Annotated in this window: 13 protein-coding genes and 1 riboswitch; of the genes, 5 read left to right on the top strand and 8 right to left on the bottom strand. The window is 46.0% G+C overall.

Annotated features, from left to right (window positions below; genetic code table 11):
• Position 1: 1 nt before the first annotated feature.
• Complete coding sequence (locus ACJJIR_RS09340) at positions 2–1,858, bottom strand: TonB-dependent receptor plug domain-containing protein (RefSeq protein ID WP_444908117.1); 1,857 nt, start codon at positions 1,856–1,858, stop codon at positions 2–4.
• 103 nt (positions 1,859–1,961) lie between these two features.
• Positions 1,962–2,109: riboswitch (cobalamin riboswitch) on the bottom strand.
• A gap of 1,731 nt (positions 2,110–3,840) precedes the next feature.
• Between ACJJIR_RS09340 and ACJJIR_RS09335 the strand changes: the two genes are divergently transcribed.
• Positions 3,841–4,830: a right-handed parallel beta-helix repeat-containing protein gene (locus tag ACJJIR_RS09335; protein ID WP_444908116.1), complete on the top strand. Its 990-nt coding sequence runs from the start codon at positions 3,841–3,843 to the stop codon at positions 4,828–4,830.
• 873 nt (positions 4,831–5,703) lie between these two features.
• On the opposite strand, the gene ACJJIR_RS09330 is transcribed toward ACJJIR_RS09335, so the two are convergent.
• The 3 genes from ACJJIR_RS09330 to ACJJIR_RS09320 all read right to left on the bottom strand — a co-directional run bounded on the left by ACJJIR_RS09330 (position 5,704) and on the right by ACJJIR_RS09320 (position 8,684).
• Complete coding sequence (locus ACJJIR_RS09330; RefSeq protein WP_444908115.1) at positions 5,704–6,057, bottom strand: DUF1428 domain-containing protein; 354 nt, start codon at positions 6,055–6,057, stop codon at positions 5,704–5,706.
• Between the two features lie 106 nt (positions 6,058–6,163).
• Positions 6,164–6,916 (bottom strand): class I SAM-dependent methyltransferase, encoded by a 753-nt coding sequence (locus ACJJIR_RS09325; RefSeq protein WP_444908114.1) that lies wholly within the window; start codon positions 6,914–6,916, stop codon positions 6,164–6,166.
• Positions 6,917–7,832: 916 nt separating this feature from the next.
• Entirely contained in the window at positions 7,833–8,684 is an 852-nt protein-coding gene (locus ACJJIR_RS09320; RefSeq protein WP_444897494.1) for an SPFH domain-containing protein, read from the bottom strand.
• A gap of 532 nt (positions 8,685–9,216) precedes the next feature.
• Between ACJJIR_RS09320 and ACJJIR_RS09315 the strand changes: the two genes are divergently transcribed.
• A complete protein-coding gene (locus ACJJIR_RS09315; RefSeq protein ID WP_444908113.1) occupies positions 9,217–10,503 on the top strand; it encodes a hypothetical protein in 1,287 nt (428 codons plus the stop codon).
• A 532-nt stretch (positions 10,504–11,035) separates the two neighbouring features.
• Positions 11,036–12,310: a hypothetical protein gene (locus ACJJIR_RS09310; protein ID WP_444908112.1), complete on the top strand. Its 1,275-nt coding sequence runs from the start codon at positions 11,036–11,038 to the stop codon at positions 12,308–12,310.
• A 291-nt stretch (positions 12,311–12,601) separates the two neighbouring features.
• On the opposite strand, the gene ACJJIR_RS09305 is transcribed toward ACJJIR_RS09310, so the two are convergent.
• The 4 genes from ACJJIR_RS09305 to ACJJIR_RS09290 form a co-directional block, all read right to left on the bottom strand.
• Positions 12,602–15,748 (bottom strand): efflux RND transporter permease subunit, encoded by a 3,147-nt coding sequence (locus tag ACJJIR_RS09305; protein ID WP_444908111.1) that lies wholly within the window; start codon positions 15,746–15,748, stop codon positions 12,602–12,604.
• Positions 15,749–15,761: 13 nt separating this feature from the next.
• Complete coding sequence (locus ACJJIR_RS09300; protein WP_444908110.1) at positions 15,762–17,003, bottom strand: efflux RND transporter periplasmic adaptor subunit; 1,242 nt, start codon at positions 17,001–17,003, stop codon at positions 15,762–15,764.
• Positions 17,004–17,017: 14 nt separating this feature from the next.
• Complete coding sequence (locus tag ACJJIR_RS09295) at positions 17,018–18,382, bottom strand: TolC family protein (RefSeq protein ID WP_444908109.1); 1,365 nt, start codon at positions 18,380–18,382, stop codon at positions 17,018–17,020.
• Between the two features lie 84 nt (positions 18,383–18,466).
• Positions 18,467–18,859, bottom strand: coding sequence for a hypothetical protein (locus ACJJIR_RS09290; RefSeq protein ID WP_444908108.1), 393 nt, complete (start codon positions 18,857–18,859; stop codon positions 18,467–18,469).
• Between the two features lie 222 nt (positions 18,860–19,081).
• Here ACJJIR_RS09290 and ACJJIR_RS09285 point away from each other — a divergent pair, with 222 nt between their 5' ends.
• Both ACJJIR_RS09285 and ACJJIR_RS09280 read left to right on the top strand, forming a co-directional pair.
• The gene (locus ACJJIR_RS09285; RefSeq protein WP_444908107.1) at positions 19,082–20,014 is read left to right on the top strand and encodes a DUF2092 domain-containing protein; all 933 of its coding nucleotides are present in this window, start codon (positions 19,082–19,084) and stop codon (positions 20,012–20,014) included.
• On the top strand, positions 20,011–20,499 hold the full coding sequence (locus ACJJIR_RS09280; RefSeq protein WP_413662207.1) for a hypothetical protein: 489 nt from the start codon (positions 20,011–20,013) through the stop codon (positions 20,497–20,499). The genes ACJJIR_RS09285 and ACJJIR_RS09280 overlap by 4 nt, the downstream gene beginning before the upstream one ends.
• Positions 20,500–20,527 lie beyond the last annotated feature (28 nt).

Below are 20,527 nucleotides of genomic sequence, written 5' to 3'. Positions count from 1 at the left end.
TTTAGAAGCTGAATTCCACACCAGCATAACCGGCGAGGCCCGCAGTGTTATAGCCAGTGACTTCCACATAATCTTCATCGGTGAGGTTTTCACCCCGAACAAATACCGTCGTGGAGTTGTTCAGCTGATAACGGACACTGGCATCTAGCACTTGATAATCATCCAGCGAGGTGCCATCGCTATCTACCACATCCGCACTGGAACGCAGGTTCATAACAAGGCTCAAGTCACTGGTAGGCTTATAAGTGAAGCCGAGATTCGCCAAGTGCTTGGGACTGCGGGCTCGGGGAGAATCATCGGCTTCTTCAGCATCGGTGTAGGTGTAATTGGCAGAGAGCAATAGACTGTCAGTCAATTGCGCTTCGACAACAAACTCAGCGCCTTGGGACACGCTTTCTCCACTGCTTTGCAGGTAACCTGTGTAGTCGACCATATCGAATCCGATTTCATTCTCAATGACCTGTTTAAACAGTACGAACTCCAGGTAGAGAGAGTTTTCACCAAAGTATTCAACACCAAGATCCAGGCCTTGGCTCTCTTCCGGCTTAAGGGACGGCAACTCTAATGGAGTAAAAGTTAACCAGTCGAATGCGGTAGCGTTGTAGTCAACTTCATATAAGCTCGGGGCACGGAAGCCAGTGCCGTAACTACTTTTTATTTTTACCGTACCGTTGGCAACATCCTCAAATAAATAGGCTGAGCTGGCGCGGAAGCTGTTGTAGCTGCCAAAATCAGAGTTATTGTCATGGCGAAGGCCAAGGGTGATATAAGCCTGATCGGCATAGCTTCCCTGATATTCGGAATAAACTGCCCACTGATCCCGATCCAGGTCTCCCGAAGTATCTTCACGATGCTCTACCCCGTAGACCATCCCATGTTCGCGACTAAACCCGTAGGAACCGGTGAAGTTCAACTTTTCGATATCACCTTCCGCTTCATAAAAGGGCACGCCTTCACTGATATAGGTACGCTTCAAATCAGAACGTGTATAAGCCAACTCCTGCTGACCACCTTCGCCTTTATGAGCCAAGCTGACACGAGCACTTTCCTGGCTGAAATCAAAGTTACAATCATCCTGAGAGGGCCAGCCGCAGCGATCATACTCACCTGAAGCATCGGTATCCCGCGCCACAGCCTCAAGTCGCCACTGCTCAGAAATATTCCAACCTACACGGCCATGCAAGGTTTCATTATCGTAACCGTCGTCATCTCTCAATTCCGTGTCATAACTACTGGTATTAAAACCATCGGTTTCTGCCGCCGCTGCAGAAACAAAATAATCCAATGCTTCATTGGCTCCGCTAGCGCTGGCATTGTAGCGTTCAGTATCGAAGCTACCGCCCTCAGCTGACACCTCAAAGCGCTGCCCTTCACCCTCGCGACGAGTCGAGATATCCAGTACACCACCGGCATCGGCTCCGTAGAGCATACCTTGTGGACCGCGTAATAATTCCACGCGCTGCAAGTTGCTGCTCATAATATGTTCAATATGAGCCCCCGCCTGGGTACCGGTTGGGTCAGAAATGTCGATACCGTCTATCTGGACCAAGGTTCTGAAACCGGACTCTCCACGTACCCTTAAGGAGGTTGTCTTGCCCATACCCCCTGTATTGGTAACAGACACGGAAGGCACACTGCGCAAAACATCGGCAAGGGACACCAATCCCCGCTCTTTTAGCTGCTCTTCATCCAATACAGTTACTGAAGTAGCTACCTGGCGCAGCGGCTCGCCCTGACGGGAGCTCACAACAACCACGGTTTCCAGGTCTGGAATTGAAGATTCGGTAACAGTGGATTCAGCAAAAGAAGGCGCGCTCACGGCTGACAGTACAGCCAGGCTCAATATAGATTTTTTCAAGTTTCAACCCCTAAGACAAAAGCACATGGGATCGAGGGAGGAATAGCAATGCGGCACGCCGAAGCGCGAAAGATCGTATTGCAAGATGGTAGCCCTCCGCTCCATCGTGTTTAGAAAAGAGGCCGGTATCGGGCTTACCACTCAGAATACAGGTGGATCACCGTTGCGGGGGCAGCGCCGGATTTCCGGACTTCCCGTTTAACCTTCTCAGCCAATTCAGGGCAGAAGGCACCTCTAATCCTGGTCGCGAAACTAGTGGAAAGGTACCGGAAAGTCAACAGAAGCCAAAAAAGACTAACTTTCACGTCATAAGTCATTAGACACCTGGCTCTGGAGCCATTCGAGGGGATAAGTTCCTCCAATTTTAGATACATCAACTTATTCGGGTTATTTAACCATTAGCGAGATTTTTTTGAGATAACACTCAATAACAATTAACCCACGAAGAAAGGAGGATATAGACAGAAATATGAGAGATTTTTCTTTGCAAGCACGATTATTACTCAGGGTGATCACAAATTTTATCCGCTGCCTAAGCGAATACTTTCAAGCATGATCGTTAAATAACCATTATTCAGCACTCAAACTCGTACCTATCAGCCCCTTTCCTACAAAAATATAAAAATCACCTCAGTCTAAGTTCAGAGCTCGGCTAAACCAGGTAACTATTTTTGCAAATAGATTACCCTGAGTATATTAACTCGCGAGTCAGACGTACTTTCCCTGCTTGAAACACTAACCATACCTGCTCCTATCCTGGCAGCATTCTACGAACAAGAGGCCATCAGCTATAGGCAAGATATATTAATAAGCAATCAAATACAGCTTTAAAAAGGTGCAATTAATAAGCCACTCCCTATAATTATTATCAAATACTGCAATCCAATCCGAGAAACATTTATCGGTACATTGACGAAACAATGAAAACATCGAAGATGCATTTTATTTATGGAGATTACAGCCACTTCCATCATGAATAATTACATTTTTGTCAACTATTCCAGTGAGAGCATGATATAGAGCCGAAGCGCGAAAGATTGCATTGCAAGATGGTAGCACTCCATTCCATTATATTTAAAAAAGAGGCCGGTATTGGGCTTACCACTCAAAATACTGGTGGATCACTGTTGCTTGGTCAGCGCCGGATTTCCGGACATCCCGTTTAACCTTTTTAGCCAATTCAGGGCATAAGGCACCTCTAATCGTGATCACGAAATTGGCGGAAAGGTACCACAAAGTCAAACAACACTAATCAAATGAGGAGATGTAACTGGGAACAGTTTTATTAAAGCGCCATAATTAAATTTTTAATAGGGGCCTCAAAATAATTCTGCAGTATATTGCAGGCATTGATGGTCGCAGACATTAGGCGCAGCATGCAACGAATGCCACCAGCTCATTGCAAGGGTCACAGCGCAGCATCTGCGATCTTCAAGGCTTCCCTATGGAACTTTCGGCATCACAAAATTGTACACCCCCTAGACATTCATGTGGAAGCACTAAACTACATGGTTATTAGAGCCTATCACTCCCAGTCCTTGATCATAGTCCCTACCCAGATTGCCATTTAAAACTACCCGGAGTATTGACCTTAAAGGAATTCAAAAAGTATTACCTGAGGCGACAAGTATCAGACAAGATAATTACACCCACTAATTCTCAATATCTATATAGGGCAACCGACACTAAACATTTCCATATAAATATTAAAAATCAACACCAGCACTTCCCGGACAAGACTAACCTCATAGACCAAGGGAAACATCCAAAGACTTATAAAAAAATATAATTACAACAATCTCAAAACTCCAAATAAATATTTGAAAGAAACAACCACATAAAGCAGAATTGTTGCTGTAATAACAGCCACCCACTTTAACCACAAAACTGCATTGAAGACCCTAAACAAACCATTTCAGGACACCTAAAAAACAAGGATAAATTAAACCCACTAATACCCTATTACATGGAAGGAATCATCAATGAATATCAAATTTTCCAAGTCTTTGACTGCGCCCATCTACTTAATGGTAAGCACTTCAGCCGTTATATTTTCCCCTCAATCACTTGCCGTTGAATGTTTTGATACTATTAATTCACCTACCACTCTTACAGAAAATTTACAATGTGAATTAACACCAGAAAACCCTTACGCTTTAACCATTACCGGCCCCTCAGGAAACCTGTATATGTCAGGTGATGGCGGAATCACATGCGTCGGCGAAGCTGGAGAAACTGGACAATTTGGTATAATGGTTGAGGGTACCTCTCGTCAAGTTATCGGTGGGAGCGTAGAGAATTGTCCAGGGGGCATTCTGGTAGCCGGCTCCGGCTTACACTCAATTCTTCACACACAAATCACTAATTTTCTCCTCGATGACGGAATCAGAGCAGAGAGTAATAACAATCTAATACAGGGCAATATTATTACTAGTAATGGGGTGGATGGTGATGATGGCATAGATGCCAGTGGCGACTTCACTACAGTAACACAAAATATAATTAATGGGGCAGGTGACGAAGGAATCGAAATTAATGGCGCCTCAGCCTCTATTATCCAAAATTATACTGCAGGCAGTGAAGATGACGGAATTGATCTAAACAGATCAGGAGCAACCATATCATTCAATATTTCTGAAAACAATGATGGTGGCGGAATCGTCATTAATGGAAACAACTCTTATATATCCCAAAACATTGCCTCCAATAATGGTGATGATGGTATTGAGATCTCCGACAGCGGCTCTAGCAATACAATCCTCCAAAACACAGTCCAATATAATGGTGACCAGGGAATATATATAGAGCAGTCAGGAAGTGTCGACAATGTAATTCGAGGCAATATATCTACAGATAATGTTGGTTTCGACTTGCTGGACCCATTTGCCGATCCCACCTGCACTAATTTAAATAATACTTGGAGCTCCAATACAGCCAATACTTCCGACCCTGACTGTCTTCGATTCCTCTAGCGTATCAAATAACTGTACTTGTAGATAATCCCTACATTTACAGCGTGGGCGATCGATCATGGGGGTAGGCAGTGGAAAAAAGAAATTTAATAGCCGTGGATTGGCAGCTTCCAGAGTTATGTATATTAGACAAGCCTACCCCCTAAATACAGGTACATTCAACTCCAAAAGAGCGACAATGACCCGAATAAAGCCGATATCAATAATCACCCTAAATCTACTGAGTATTGAATAAAATACACAAACGTGCAATATAGTTGTAACACTAACCACATGTTCCGGATCATTCGATGCGGAGAGCAAACTCCTACTATCCCCCAAACACCAACCTGACAAGTCCGTCGTGAGGCTACCATGGCGTTATTACTTGTAACCAAGGTCGTCGGGTCCGTAGAGGGGGCAAGCGCTTAACAAACATACACTCTTTAAGAGAGAAATATCTCTACCAAAGCCACCAGCCCAACACTATCCACCCTAAACGACCAGGATAAATAGTGCAAGATTGGTAGGAATTATAGTCATACCATTAACCAGGATTACCCAATTTTCCTGGGAGAGACCTAAACAATACCACATTGCGATATTGGGCTTTTGACGAATTTACCAAACTAAAGAAGTTAAGACCATCTTCGAAGCCGTGAAATGCAATTTCACTTTCTTTAGGCAGTGGATAGTCGCCACCAGCTTCGAGAATCACGAAGCCCAACTAAGCTGCAGAATATATCCACCCTCTTCAGGTGTAGCTGCACTCCAAATACAACTACGTATCAATCATTAACGGAACCTTCGCACTACTCAATTCACGATAAAATACTACCTCAAAGGCAACTCAAACTAAGCTATTGACATTCCGCAATGACCCACAAACATGCCTTATTCATCCAATATAATATTAAAGCCACCATAGATTAATCTCTTACCATCAAATGGCATGGGGTTTTGATCTGGATTCATCCTCGGATCATCCATAACCGCCTGCCATCCAGAGTCTCGAACCTCTTTAGAAGGCCAGAGGACCCAGGAGAACACTACAGTTTCATTGCCAGCACACTTTACGGCCAAAGGAAAAGAGGTTAATTCGCCCTCTGGAACATCATCACCCCAAGTTTCAACAACCTTTAGAGCCCCCTGCTCTTTAAATACCTCTGCAGCAATTTTTGCATGCTTAATATATTCTTCTTTATTATTTGAGGGTACAGCTGCTACAAATCCATCTGCATAAGACATTTTTAACTCCCCGGTATTTTCTAATTTGATAAGTTACTATTGAAATTAAATACAGATTTGCAAAGCACTTCTACTGCCCTGATCTAGTGATAGCGATATCTCTCTATCACCAACCTTTCTTACACCCTACATAGAGCACAAAATCAAATGCTATCACTCTTTTCTCTTGAGGTATTTTCCAAACCTCCTTAGCCTTACGGTAGGCCCGCTCCATAAATTCACCACCCATGCCATCTATACATCTCCGCACGGCCGAAAAAGTATGTATAAATTTAAAAAACTCATTCAGGTCCCAGACTGCTTCCATAGTTGGCTTCGAAACCTGTATAGCACTAAAAGGAAAGTCTATATCCTTAAAGTGATTCCAGAGCAATTTGTTTTGTGGAGCCCGGTACGTCTCTATTGGACCCAAAATAAGTTCATTGAATATTTGAGCCAGACCTCCATCTAAGACTGGCCAGTTATAGCCCCAAGCTGAAAAAATACCTTTTGGCTTCAAAACCCTTAGAACTTCGGGCCAAAAATCATCAAGGTTAAGCCAATGCAACGCCTGGGCTACACAAACCAAATCACAACTCTCATTTGCCAGGTCACACTGCTCAGCAGGTCCTACTTGATAGTGAATATTAGGGTGAACTTTAGCCGCTTTTATTGGCTCGGCGCTAATATCAGTTGCGTACACACTACCAAATAGTTTAGCCAATCCTATCGCTGCCTGACCACTACCGCAAGCACAATCCCAGGCAAGTTTATTTGATGGAGCCAAGCTTGAGAGACACTTATAAAGCTCTGGAGGATAGGTTGGCCTAGCAGTCTTATAAAGCTCACTCTTGTCACTGAATAATTTGTGATGGTGCATTTCTGCCCCGACAAATAAGGTTCTTTAAGCAGCCGCGGCAAGATAATATATATGAGCTACTATAGCTGCACCTCTTACCCTTGCTCTTAGGTCAAAATCAAAAAAACCATATTATTCTTATTTATTAGCAGCTGGGACCCCCTCCAAGCATTACCCTACCAATAACTTCTTGAGATGCAACAATTCATGTGAGACCAATACTGGCGCGATAGTGGACATCAATACTCCTGCCCAATACCAACAAACTACAAAATAGCGATACCTTGCCCTTCCGAGACATAATACGAGCATCATCTTCCAGGTAAAAACTTGACAGCTTCGATATCACGTATAATTTTCCGCCACTAGCTATGCAGACCAAATACACACTAGGAGTCATAATAGAACTTCGAAACAGCAATAGCACAAAATACTCTAAGAGCTGTGCTTCAATGGCCTTCTAAACAGGCGAAACATAGTCCTCCATCCAGGGCCAAAAATATGCCAAAAAATAAGAGTGCTTTGAAAATATCATCCCACATATAAAGTGCAAATGATTTATCTAGATTACCGATCATTCATGTCATTGCTCGAATGAGAGCTAGGGTGATTACGCAGGCTAACAGTGTTTTTATAAATACAATCAATTCATACCTTAACTTGGGCCAACCATAGTCGGGACTAGCCGGCTTGGACTCGCCGGTAAAATGCCTAGCAAAGATCATATCGGCCCATTGACTCAAATTACGACCAAAGACAACTGATAAAGCAATATAAGCAGCGCCAGGAGCATGAAAAATGTTGTAGTTGTACCACTTAGAATATCAAGTACTGTAGCGCTGAGCAGTACGACATCAACTATCGGAGTAAAGTACTATCAAGATACCCCGAAGCTACCAAAGGATAAGCCCATAGGCTTACCCCTCGGATGACCTTACTAGACAGGCTCGGGCTCTCTCAGCGGCCGTTGTTTTGCTACCGCAGCCGACTTATCAGGTAACGGCAAAGCGACAGGTACTTGCTGCGCCTGGCTGGTAGCCATTACCACAGTACTACCGTGACGTGCAGCAGTTACCAGCGCATCATTATCTGCAATGGCAGTCATAAAGCGCAACGCTTCGTCTGCACTGGTACCAGCGCTGGTGAGAACCTTAATAGCCTCGGCTGCACTTTGTGCATATACCCGTCGTGCCTCCCCCATTTTCTCCATACGAATCTTTACGGACTCGCCATCAGCTTTAGCCTTACCCACTTCGCGCTCCCGGATCGCCTCAGCCTCGTAGGTAGCGGCCTGCTTCTCCCGCTGCATTTCCATAACTTTGTTAGCCTGAACTTCTACCGACTTGGGTAGCCGCGGCTCATCTGATAATACATCGACAATCTCTACACCAAAATCGTGGAAAAATTGGCGAAGGCGCTCCTTAGCCTTGTCAGCTATATGTTCTTTTTTGTTATAAACGTCTTCCAGCTCAATGCCATTGGCAACAGGAATAGCTGCATCTGTTGCAAACGACTTCAGCTGTGCCTGGTAATTCTCTAGATCATAGAGAGCTTTGTATGCAAGCTGCACATCCGATGACACCTGATGCTGAACCTTTAGAATCAAACCAAATGTAACATGATTACTGGTCTTTAGGCTCAACTCAACAGGGGTTTCGTGTAGAGCCGTTGAGGCTTTTTTGTCTACCCAGGAAAGGTAGGGAATAATCAAGTTGAAACCAGGGGTGGCAGTTTTCCAGTACTTACCAAGAAATAGCACGAAGTGGTACTGCTTTGGTTCCACTATCACGATGGATTTAGCCAGAAAAAAAAGTACTACAGCTCCAAGTATCGCAGGCCAAAAAGGTAAAAGTGTAAAGAGTTGTTCCGGCATATTTTAAAAGCCCAGTCAGAATAAATTATATAAGATGTGTAAATTATCTTACTCAGCAAGGGGCAACCAGTGTATGAGCAAATATACCCCCCTACTAAGAGCACTCACCCACAGCTTACATCAACTACAACATGCTGACCACAAAGCTACTGTCCAAAACCCAACTGTAAGTCTACTTCCTCCCAGTAGGGTAAAAGCAAATGTAAAGAACTTCACTAAACCCGCTACAGACCAATAAACAACAATTTTCCTGGAAAAACCCTTAAATTAAAATCCGCACCAATAAAACTATTGTTAGTACAACTTACCATCACTTAACTATTCTTCTGCAACAAAGTATCCAAAATCAAATCTACAGCCATTTACCTTTAAGCAATTGTTTTTTGCGATTCAAGCCTATTCAAGTTACTTTACATGATATGGATGGGCTTTAAAAAGGAGGTACTTTGTGCCAGCTACAGAGCTCTCCAGAGTATTAGGTGCAGAGGAGGCTATGTTCACCGAGTTGGCAAGGCGAACTTGCGGGGGGACATTAGTAATCTCCTTTATCAAAGTACTCACTCCTCTTAGCGTTGAAAAATTGATACGTGGTTTCGCATCGGCACATAAAACCTACCCACTTTTACAGGCAAGAGTTGAGTCCGGCAACAAGCTTCGATGGCGCTGCGACGTACCATTCGAGTCAATTCCAATTGAGGTTCGAAAATTGAAGGGGCCTCTTGATTTCGAGGCTGAATTCAATCGTCGGGGAAAGACGGGCCTTGATGTTGAAAAATGCACATATACACTTTCTTTCTATATTAATTCCCATGACGAAGTTGAATGGATCTCACTAGTCAGCAGCCACGCAGCTTTGGATGGCCGATCAGTGATGACTTTATTCTGTATTTTGGACATATTCTTTAAAGATGAAGGAACATTCAGGTTGGGCGGACAACCACTTTATGAAGCTGTCGAAAGCTACTTTAGCTCCCCTAAATACTTTGCCCATGAAAAACCATCTTCTCAAAAAGATGAACTTTTTAATTGGCCCGTAGAGGAACCTGCTTTTGTATCAGAACGTGAAGGTCATGCTATATATCGGCAATTTCCGATTGCAGAAATTTCACAACTGGTAAAAATAGGGAAAAGTCACAAGGTAAGGCCAAGCGCCCTGTTTTGCGCCATTGCGATTCAAGCATCCAAAATATTACCCAACCATAAAGATTGGATAAAAATTTTACTACCCATGGATGTTCGTGAACTCTGCGGCACTGAAATTGGATTAAGTGCAGTAGGTGCTTTTTCATCAGCAACCACTCTTGAAATCATGCCCAATATAGATATAGAAGACACCTGGCAACTAGCGCGCCACTTACAGATTGAGCTTGATAAACAGGCGGAAGAAGGAGAACCATTCAAGTTCATGTTCCCCAAGAAATATAAACTCGAGGATATTATTGAATGGGCTCAGGATTATGAGGAAAAGAAATCTTTCTTTTCTGAAGGAATGTGTATATCTAATGTAGGCAGCATGAAAGCGCTTGGCACAGCAATGAAGCACTTTGAAATCATCACGGCAATTCCATTTCAAACACATGGAGCTCACCCTATCTCACTACTAACCTATTCAACGGTACGTAATTCTGTATTTATATTTTCGTACTGTGATCCACTCACAAAACGAGATAGCGTTTTGAATTTTGCAGAAAAATTCATCAACACTATCAAGAGGCTTTTAAAACCTGAGAACTAACCCTTGACTTAAAAAAACGAACAAAAGCAAAGGCGCCCACTACTCCCTAATCAGCCAAGGCTACCCCCAAACAATTTCACCTTATATACGATTCTCCAACAAAGAATCAATTGGTCACTACAAGTGACCACCAAAAATCAATGCAAGGAAATATTGGCAACGCCAACCAAGTACAGTCTGTCATATCATGTACATCTCATAGATTTCACCAAACATCAACCTTAAGCCAATAAACCATATAAAATTCAGTACTTTTTTTAATGTAACCTACCGAAAGGAGGCGACGTTACTAGCTTTATTGAAAGGCATACATGTATACCAAAGGAGCTATTGCCCCATACCCCTACTCAAGTAATGCACCTCAAACCAGTCAATCTTAGATCAAGCCACGACAAATCTTAGCCAGCACTTATGTATTCCGAACAAGTATATATAGATAAGCAAGCAATATTTAGGTATCAATATTTTTGCATCTTAACTTCTATTTTATTAAGTTTGACATTAAGTCAATCTGTTCTTGGAAAGAGCACCTATGTCCAGCCGAGAGTCCTCCAGGGTGCTGGGGCCTGAAGAAGCATTATTTACCGAGCTAGCCAGGAGAACTTGCGGGGGAACCTTGCTGGTTTCCTTTTATAAAGTTCTAATTCCACTGAGTGTCGAGCAACTTAAAACTGCCTTTTCTTTAATCCATAAAATTTACCCCCTTCTACAGGCTCGTGTTGAGTCAACTGAGCAACTGCGCTGGTATTGCGATGTACCCTTTGAGGATATCCCTATAGAAATAAAAGAGCTTTCAATACCCATTAATATTGAGTATGAATATACTCGCAGAGGTAAAACAGGACTCAATGTTGAAGCATGTACATATACTCTTTCCTTCTATCTAAATTCACTCGGTAAAGTCGGCTACATATCTATGGTCAGCAATCATGCTGCATTGGACGGCCGGTCTGCCGGGATCATATTCTATATTTTAGATTTGTATTTTTTGGATCAAGGAAGATTCAGGTTAGATAGACAGCTGTTATACAACCCAGTTGAGACCTACTTTGATTCAAGCAAGCATTTCTCAAACAAGCAAAAATCTGGAATTAAAGAAAATTTATTTAAATGGCCAGTAGAAGAAGCCGCTTTTGTTACTGAAAGGGAGGGCCATATTTTATATCGCAAATTTCCTATGGAGGAACTCTCTCACGTTGCAACTATTGGCAGAAAACACAAAGTAAGACCTAGTGCGCTTTTTTGTGCTATTGCCATCCAGGCATCAAACATACTGCCAAATCACAGAGAGTGGATCAAAATCTTATTACCCATGGATGTCCGCGACCTATGCGGTACCGGAATCGAATTAAGCGTTATTGGTACATTTTCTGCAGTTACTACTCTTGAGGTTACACCAGATATCGATATCGAGAACACCTGGGAGCTGGCAAAGCACTTACAGACTGAACTTGATCGGCAGGCAGAGTCCGGTGAATATTGTAAGTTTAACTTTCACAAGAACTATGATTTAGGGAGTATTATAGAGTGGGTTGAAAAGTACGAAACCAACAACCCCTACTTTCTTGAAGGGTTATGTGTATCCAACTTGGGTAACCTGGAATCCCTGGGTGTGCACATGAATTTTTTTGAACCCATCATAGGTACCTCACTCCAAACTCATGGCGCCCATCCAATATCATTGAGCACTTATTCAACAGAAAAAAGTTCCGTTTTTGTCTTTTCATACTGTGAGCCACTGACAAAAAGAAATAACGCTTTAAATTTTGCTGAAAAATATATCAACACTCTAAAGAATTTGATATGAATCAGCTCCACATAAACTAGGCGTCTCAAGCTATCGAATCACTTTCAGTATGTACCACTCCCCAAAAAAACACAGCCCCATAAAAGCAATACATTTAAACCATACGCAGGCTATATATTAGACACTATGATTATCTTACAGACTCATAGGGGAGTTTATTAGGACGCCGAACGACCTGCACTCATACCTTTTGTTTAGAGCGTCACTAGGAGGCAATAAATTAACTGAATCTTGCCTCATTGGTTCTCCACCTACTTCACCTCTTTTGTGAGGTGAAGTAGGCAGAAACATCTACTTAATAGCGTTTTTAATCATCTCTTCCCCTCCCCTGCCATGCACAATCCGATACAGTAGCGGAAGTACAAACAGAGTTAGAAGTGTGGAAGAAATAATCCCCCCAATCACAACCGTGGCCAGGGGCCTTTGTACCTCTGCGCCGGTACCCACATTCAATGCCATAGGCACGAACCCCAAGCTGGCGACCAGAGCAGTCATCAGTACAGGACGAAGACGAATCATTGCTCCGTCAATAATCGAAACCAAAAGCTCACCGCCCTGTTGCCGCAGCTGACGAATAAATGACAGCATTACCAGGCCGTTTAAAACCGCAACACCAGAAAGGGCAATAAACCCAACCCCTGCAGAAATCGATAGAGGCATACCGCGCAGCCATAGAGCTAGCACCCCGCCAGTTAGCGCTAAGGGAACTCCTGTAAAAATGATCAAGGCATCCTTGAATGAGCCGAAAGCCATTACCAGAAGACCGAGGATTACCAAAAGCGTCAGCGGGACAACGATAGAAAGACGCGTACTTGCAGATTCCAGTTGTTCAAATGTACCTCCATATACCAACCAGTAACCGGCAGGCAAAGACACCTGTTGCTGGATTCGGGCTTTTGCCTCCTCTACAAAAGATCCTAAATCGCGATCGCGTACATTCGCGGTTACCACTACACGGCGCTTGCCATTTTCACGACTGACTTGATTGGGAGCCGGTGTCATTTCAAGATTGGCTACTTCAGACAAGGGCACATAGCTACCTAGCGGGCTACCAGCGGGTAAAGGTACAGGTAAGTCACCAAGGTTTTCATAGTCCCGGCGCAGACCTTCCGGCAGCCTTACTACCAATTGGAAGCGACGGTCACCCTCATAAATCAGCCCTGCAGTTTCCCCACCAATTGCGGTTGATACCAAGTCCTGTAGGGTTTTCAGGTCGATACCATAGCGGGCAAGCGCTATACGCTTGGGGACTACAGAGAGAACTGGCAGACCTTCAACCTGCTCTACTCGAGCATCGGCTACACCCTCAATCCCATTTAACACTCCCAGGATTTGATTAGACGAAGCGACCAGCTGGTCCAGGTCATCACCATATACTTTGATGCCCAGATCCGCACGCACACCAGAAATCAACTCGTTGAAACGCATCTGGATTGGCTGGGTAAATTCGTAGTTATTACCTGGAAGCTCTCGAACGGCTGCTTCGATTTCTGCCACCAATTGCTCCTGAGGCAGTTTTGGATTGGGCCATTGATTTCTGGGTTTCAGGATCACAAAGTTATCAGCCACATTCGGAGGCATTGGATCTGTAGCTACCTCTGGAGTACCAATTTTTGCAAATACCTTGTCTACCTGGGGGAACGCCTTAATGCGCTGCTCCAGTAGACGCTGCATTTCCACCGACTGCTCAAGGCCAGTCCCCGGAATACGTAAAGCGTGTAGTGCAATATCGCCCTCATTAAGCTGAGGGATAAACTCAGAACCGAGAGTAGTAGCTAGCCAACTACAAAACAGTACTAAAGCAAGAGCCCCTGATAGTACCAGCCAACGCACTTTCATTGCGGCAATTAAAAGCGGCTTGTACAGTGACTTAGTAGCAACAATCAGCTTATTTTCTTTTTCACTGACTTTCCCGGTGAGAAAAACAGCAACTGCTGCAGGTACTACGGTGAGAGAAAGAACCAATGCAGCCAATAACGCCATAACCACAGTAGCGGCCATAGGGTGAAACATCTTTCCTTCGACACCAGTCAGTGTGAACAAAGGAATATACACCACCGTGATAATCAACACTCCAAAAAGGCTCGGGCGAATCACTTCATTGGTGGCCTGGAATACCAGCTCCAGTCGCTCTTGCAGAGGTAACTTACCGCTCTTGCGCTGTTGGGCTTCGGCGAGCCTGCGAATCGCATTTTCTACGATAATTACAGCCCCATCGACAATCAGACCGAAATCGAGCGCACCGAGACTCATCAGGTTGGCAGAAACACCGGTTTGCACCATACCAAATATAGTGGCAAGCATGGACAGCGGAATTACAGCGGCCGTAATAAAGGCAGCCCGAATATTTCCAAGCAGCAAGAACAGCACGACGACTACCAGCAACGCACCTTCAATAAGGTTTTTCTGTACTGTAGCGATGGCTTTGTCCACGAGCGTCGTGCGATCGTAAACCGCTTCCACCTTTACACCTTCAGGTACAGTGGATTTCACTTGCTCCAAAGCTTCCGCCACATTGCGCGCCACCTCGCGGGAGTTTTCCCCCACCAGCATCATAGCGGTGCCCAATACGGTTTCTTCACCATCTCGCGTAGCAGCACCTGTACGCAGCTCTTTACCAATAGCCACTTCAGCAACATCAGAAATTTTAACCGGCACCCCGGATCGGCTGGTAATTACTACGTCTTCAATTTCTCCTATATTCTGTAGTTGTCCCGGTGAACGCACTAACAGTTGGCGTCCATTATTTTCCAGATAGCCAGCACCTCGACTTTCGTTGTTGCGACGCAAAGCCTCGGCAATATCCTCCATAGATACGCCGAAGTTAAGCATCTGGCGGGGGTCCGGTGTTACGTGATATTGCTTGTTATAGCCACCGATAGTATTTAGTTCCGTAACCCCCGGAACGAGAGACAATTGCGGTTTAATAATCCAATCCTGAATCTCCCGCAGTGCAGTGGCGTCGTAGGGCTGGCCATTGGGCTGGGTTGCTCCGGGTAAAGCCTCCACGGTATACATAAAGATCTCACCGAGCCCGGTGGCAATGGGCCCCATTTCCGGCTCCAACCCCGGGGGCAGATTGCTCTCGATGGTACCCAGACGACTGTTTATTAAGTTTCGCGCAAAATAGAGATCTGTCCCCTCTTTGAAAACCACGGTCACTTGGGATAGCCCGTAGCGCGAAATCGAACGGGTGTACTCCAAGTTGGGAAGTCCGGCAAGTGCCGCCTCTACCGGATAGGTGATTCTCTGTTCAGCTTCTAAAGGCGAGTAACCAGGTGCTTCAGTATTAATCTGCACCTGAACATTGGTGATATCGGGGACCGCATCAATAGGGAGTTTCTGGTAACTCCAAACCCCGAGCCCCACCAGAATAAAAATTAGGGACAATACGAAATAACGCCGCTCAATGGAGAAGCGCAGGATGCTTTCAATCATCTTCTGGCCTCAATTAATGGTGGTGAGCAGCGCCGGATTTCTCTATATCCGCCTTGATTAAGTAACTGTTTTCAGTGACGTAGCGGTCTCCAGGGTTGAGTCCACTTAATACCTCTGTAACCCTGCCATCGGTCCGCCCAAGTTCCAGTGGGCGAATCTCATAAGCATCCCCTACTTTTACAAACACAACGGTCCAATTGCGGAAGGGTTGTAGCGCTTGATTTTCCACCACTAAGGGCGCAGGACTCTCATGGGTGACCACATCTCCTTGAACCATCAGGTCTGTTGTCCAAATGTCCTCTGGATTCTCAATCATCGCGCGGGCTATTGCGAAAGGCGTGCCATTGCCCCCCGGTGCCAAGCTGACAATTGTCGAATCAAATGAGAGCCCATCGGCGGTAATAGAAACTTTTTGCCCGCGAGCAATTTGTCCCCGGCGAGTGGGGAATACTTGAAGCTCTGCCCATATTTGCTTGTAGTTCGCAATCGTAAACAGTACCCGGTCACCGCTAAACTCCCCTCGACTGGCCTGCTTATCGATAATCTGACCGCTGATAGGCGCTATCAAGGAGTAAGTTTGCAAGCTGTCATTGGACTCAATTGTTGCAAGCTTTTCTCCTTTCTGTATTGAATCTCCCAACGCTTTCTCAATCGTGACAACGGTGCCTGGATAACGAGCACGAACATGACTGAGGCTGCGATGATCGATAGCAGTTTTGCCGTAAAGAGTGACGCGCTCTTGAATAACTCCCGGTGCGGCAATCGCAGTTTTAATACCGGCTTTTGCTGCCATATCCTCGGCTATCTTTACGCGGCCCTCATAGGATTCAAACTTCCATTCAGCACTACCCCCCTTGTAGGTCAGGGAGAGTTCAATATCGAATGAATGGGGCTCAGGCAAATCTCTATGGCTGCGCCAGTAATCAATACTGTCATCACGGGAAAGAGCTATTCGTTCTGACTCACCCCCAAGTCGAACTAGAGTCAGGCTCAAATCCGCATTATTCAGTGCTTCTCCATTTTTCTGAACCCACGCGCGAAACTCAGCCTTACCACTTTGCTCTACCAAAGCCAGCTCAACTACTAAGTCTCCGCGCTCCAGAAGCCGCCCTCCATGGGGCCCTTTGGACTCTTCTTCATGGTGCCCTCCGCCATGGGAGCCACTGGCATAACTAAAATTTGCCACCCACCCTTGAGGTACCAAAAGGATTAGGAACAGCATCGCTAGCTTAAAAGTTCTATTTAATCTGCTCATTTTTAAACTCAACTTCATCTACTGCTCTCGACAACCACGACACCCAATGGCCGGGCAGTTAACCTCTCAATTTCCGCTCCATACACATGAACAGAGCGTGCCGCCACAATTCTCGAGCGCTCAGCATCGAGCAATTCCTCGCGGGCAGAGATCAACTCAACATAGGAATAGCGCCCCCGGCGATAGGCCCGGTCAACCTCAGAGAGCGCCTTGCGCAATGTGGGAATAACGGTATTTTGCATTTCGTCAACAATGGCCAGCGCTTGTTCACGGCTCGTTACCGCCAAGAAAAGCTGGGGATAGAGCTTTAGCAATGCCGCTTCTCTATCCAACTGAACCTGTTCCAGCTCAGCCATTGCAGAAATCTCTTTACCCCGATTACGCCGCCCGGTAAAAAGCGGTACGTTAAAGCCAACAACGACAGCATTCTCATCATCTTCTTTGTCGTTCCGATAGCCTGCATACCAACCAATATCGGGGGTCGATTTCGCTTGTGTCAGATGCAGGTGAGATGCGCGCAAGCGCTCTTCAGAGGCAAAACGGGCAATAGAAGGGTTTTCCTGAGCCCGCTCGTACAGAACATCAAAGCTGGCATTTGGCTCAAATCGGAAGAGCACGCTGGAGTCAACTGCAAAGTCCTGAGTAGGTTGCCCCCACAGCGCGGATAGTGCGTACTTGTAGTAGCTCAGCATTCGCTCCTGTGCCTCGGCGGCCAAAATGGCATTCGCCAGTGCAGACTCAGCCCGCATACGTTCAGCTATGGGGGACGCAGCAGCATTGACCCTTGTAATTACAGCGTCCAACGCTTCTTGCGCCAGCGAGACCTTCTCTTTTTCCAGAATCAATAATTCTGCGGCGGCGAGAACTTGCGCATAACCACGAACCACCTCGGCCAAGACATCCAGTGCTGTCGCTTGCTCATCGGCAATTAAGAGATCCCGCTGAGCATTGACAACATCAATTCGAGCCTGGCGTTTGCCCCCCAACTCAATAACTGATGACAAAGAAGCAGTCAGCTCAAGTTCCTTGTCATCATCATCATCGTCGTCACTTGGCGGACCGGGCCGGCCGGGGGAGCCTGAGCTTGAGCTTGATGAACCATCATCTCCGTATACCGCATACTCAGCTTCGAAACCAAAATCCCATGCAGGACGTAGGCCGGCTGTGAACTCAGCACCATCCAATGCCCATTGCTGGAGTGGAAAAACTGCAATCTGGGGATTTTGTGCCAGAGTTTTCTGTATTGCCTCTGGCAACGTCAATACTTCTCCCCTCTGCGCAGAGGTAGCTTGCGCAGATATAAGTAGAGCGGTCGTCAACAAAAATCTAAAGGATGCACGACCAATCACGCTCAGCGAGAGCGTGGAAAAAAAATCCATGGAATTCTCCCAAGTCACAACTCGATCATCGTGTGCGAGCAAAAGCTACATACTTCTATAGCGGCACACGCTGTATTTAACTAATCAGACTTGGGTTATAGGTGGGCGTAAAAGTGGAGAAAAATAACCTGAGGGCACAGCTGCACTGATTGTGTCACTGTAACTGATAGTGCCCCGAAGAAGAGGTTGATAAGACTGCCCCAAAAGCCCGGTTGCATTAATTCCGTGACAATGGCAACAGTGATTACAGAAATCCAACGTCGGTGTAGATTGCTCTTCACCGGAGGAAGGCAGCGAGAAAGTGACTGAACCCCCATCAGGCTCGTCAGTAGGAGCTACTCCCGGGAGTTGATCAATATGATTTGAAGAGAAGTGGATGGTGATATCTTCTAGCTCATCATGACTGTCATAGAAGGCGCCAGCTGTCTGGAAAATCAGCAGCGCAATCAGTAAAAATGACAGACGAACCACATTCATAGGAGCAGGCTAGTATCAATAATGGACCGACTCTAGCAAACATAAACCAGAGCCTCAATTGAATACGGCAAAAGTTTTGTAAAACAACAGCTTATTGACCAGCAATTCTGGATAGCCAGTCTCGTTTCAATACTCGATTTGACGCAACAGCAGGCGCGAAGGTTCTCCTCTACACTGATTCAGATGCCACAACTATGGCTATGTATTGGGAGGTACCGGTAAATGCTTGCTTTTCAACCCTTTGGTGGCTTGGCTAGGGCGCTGATTCTTGCAGCGACGGTGGCATTAGCCCCTGCGATTGTCGCTCAAAACCCGACTCCACCCCCGCAACCCGATAGCACTGGCTCCCAAGGCCAAACCCCGCCACCAGGGCACCCCACTCAATCGACCGATGACAGCAATCCCCCCCAGCCACCAGGGCAAATGCAGCAAGGCAAACCTCCTCAAGGCCAAATGGGGGCCATGGAATCAAACGAGCCCCTAGACCCCAAGGCGATGGCAACCTTGAAACGAATGGGTGACTACCTCGCCAGCCTCAAAATGATGATGTTTAACGCCGATATATTCACAGAAGTCGTTCTGGAAAATCAGGAAAAGCTCCTGATTGGCGGTACCGTCAAATATATGGCAATGCCACCAAAGCAACTGCGTGTAGACCTGAAAACAGATTCTATTACCCGTCAATTTATTCACAATGGCGACAAGTTCACCGTGATTGCTCCCCGCGATGGTTATTTCGCAGAAATGGAAGCACCCCAGCCTACAGCGGAAGTTTTGACCAAAGCCGCCAAGGATTACGGCATTGAGATTCCTTTTGCCGACCTCCTCGAATGGGGAAGGAAGGAAAATGTTTGGTCCGGTATCAAAGAAGGCTTTCTGGTAAACCGGCCTATGGTTGACGGCCAAAAAACCGAGCACTGGGCATTTCGCTCTGAAAACCTGGACTGGGAAATCTGGATCAAGGCTGGTGACAAGCCCCTGCCCCTGCGTATTTCAACAGTGAATACCCGCGACCCCGCCAAGCCGCGCTTTATTGCCACCTTGAAATGGATGGAAGCCAAACCTGGTGCCGCCGGGCAATTTACCCCTTCCACCGACAAGCTCAAGCAGATCCAGTTTAAGAAGGCGGAACCCAATAAGGAGGCCACACCATGATGCATCGCAACGGTCAAAAGACGGGTTTCCTTGCACAACTGGTTGTGCCTGCCCTGGTCACGGGGGCACTACTGACTGCATTGGCCAGTCCCTCAGCCGAAGCCTTTGGTCGGTTTGGTGGTGGTGGGGCTCATTTCAATATTGGGGGACATTTTAATGGGATGCGTCCGATGGGTGGAGGCTTCCACGGTGGCTATGCCCCGGGGGAGTTTGCAAGGCGCTTTCCCAATCACCCCCCATTTCACCCCCATCATCCACCCTACCCACCGCCCCCTTGGCGCCCCCACTACTGGCCCTACCCGGGACCAGCATTTTGGGGTACGGCAGCAGCCGTAGGTGTCGGCGGGTGGTTATATACGTTGCCTCGCAGCTGTGTTGCAGTAACTGTTGGTAACGTTACCTATGAGCACTGCGGGTCCTACTGGTATGAACCGCACTTTGTCGGTGGCCATATCGCCTACCGCCCGGTCCGCCCTCCCCGCTAGGAACGCCAATTTTGGATAAGTGGCCCCA

The organism is Microbulbifer maximicatervae (SeqCode), from assembly GCF_052467385.1.
Note: the sequence above shows the minus strand (reverse complement) of the source record. Positions and strands in the feature narration are given on the sequence as shown.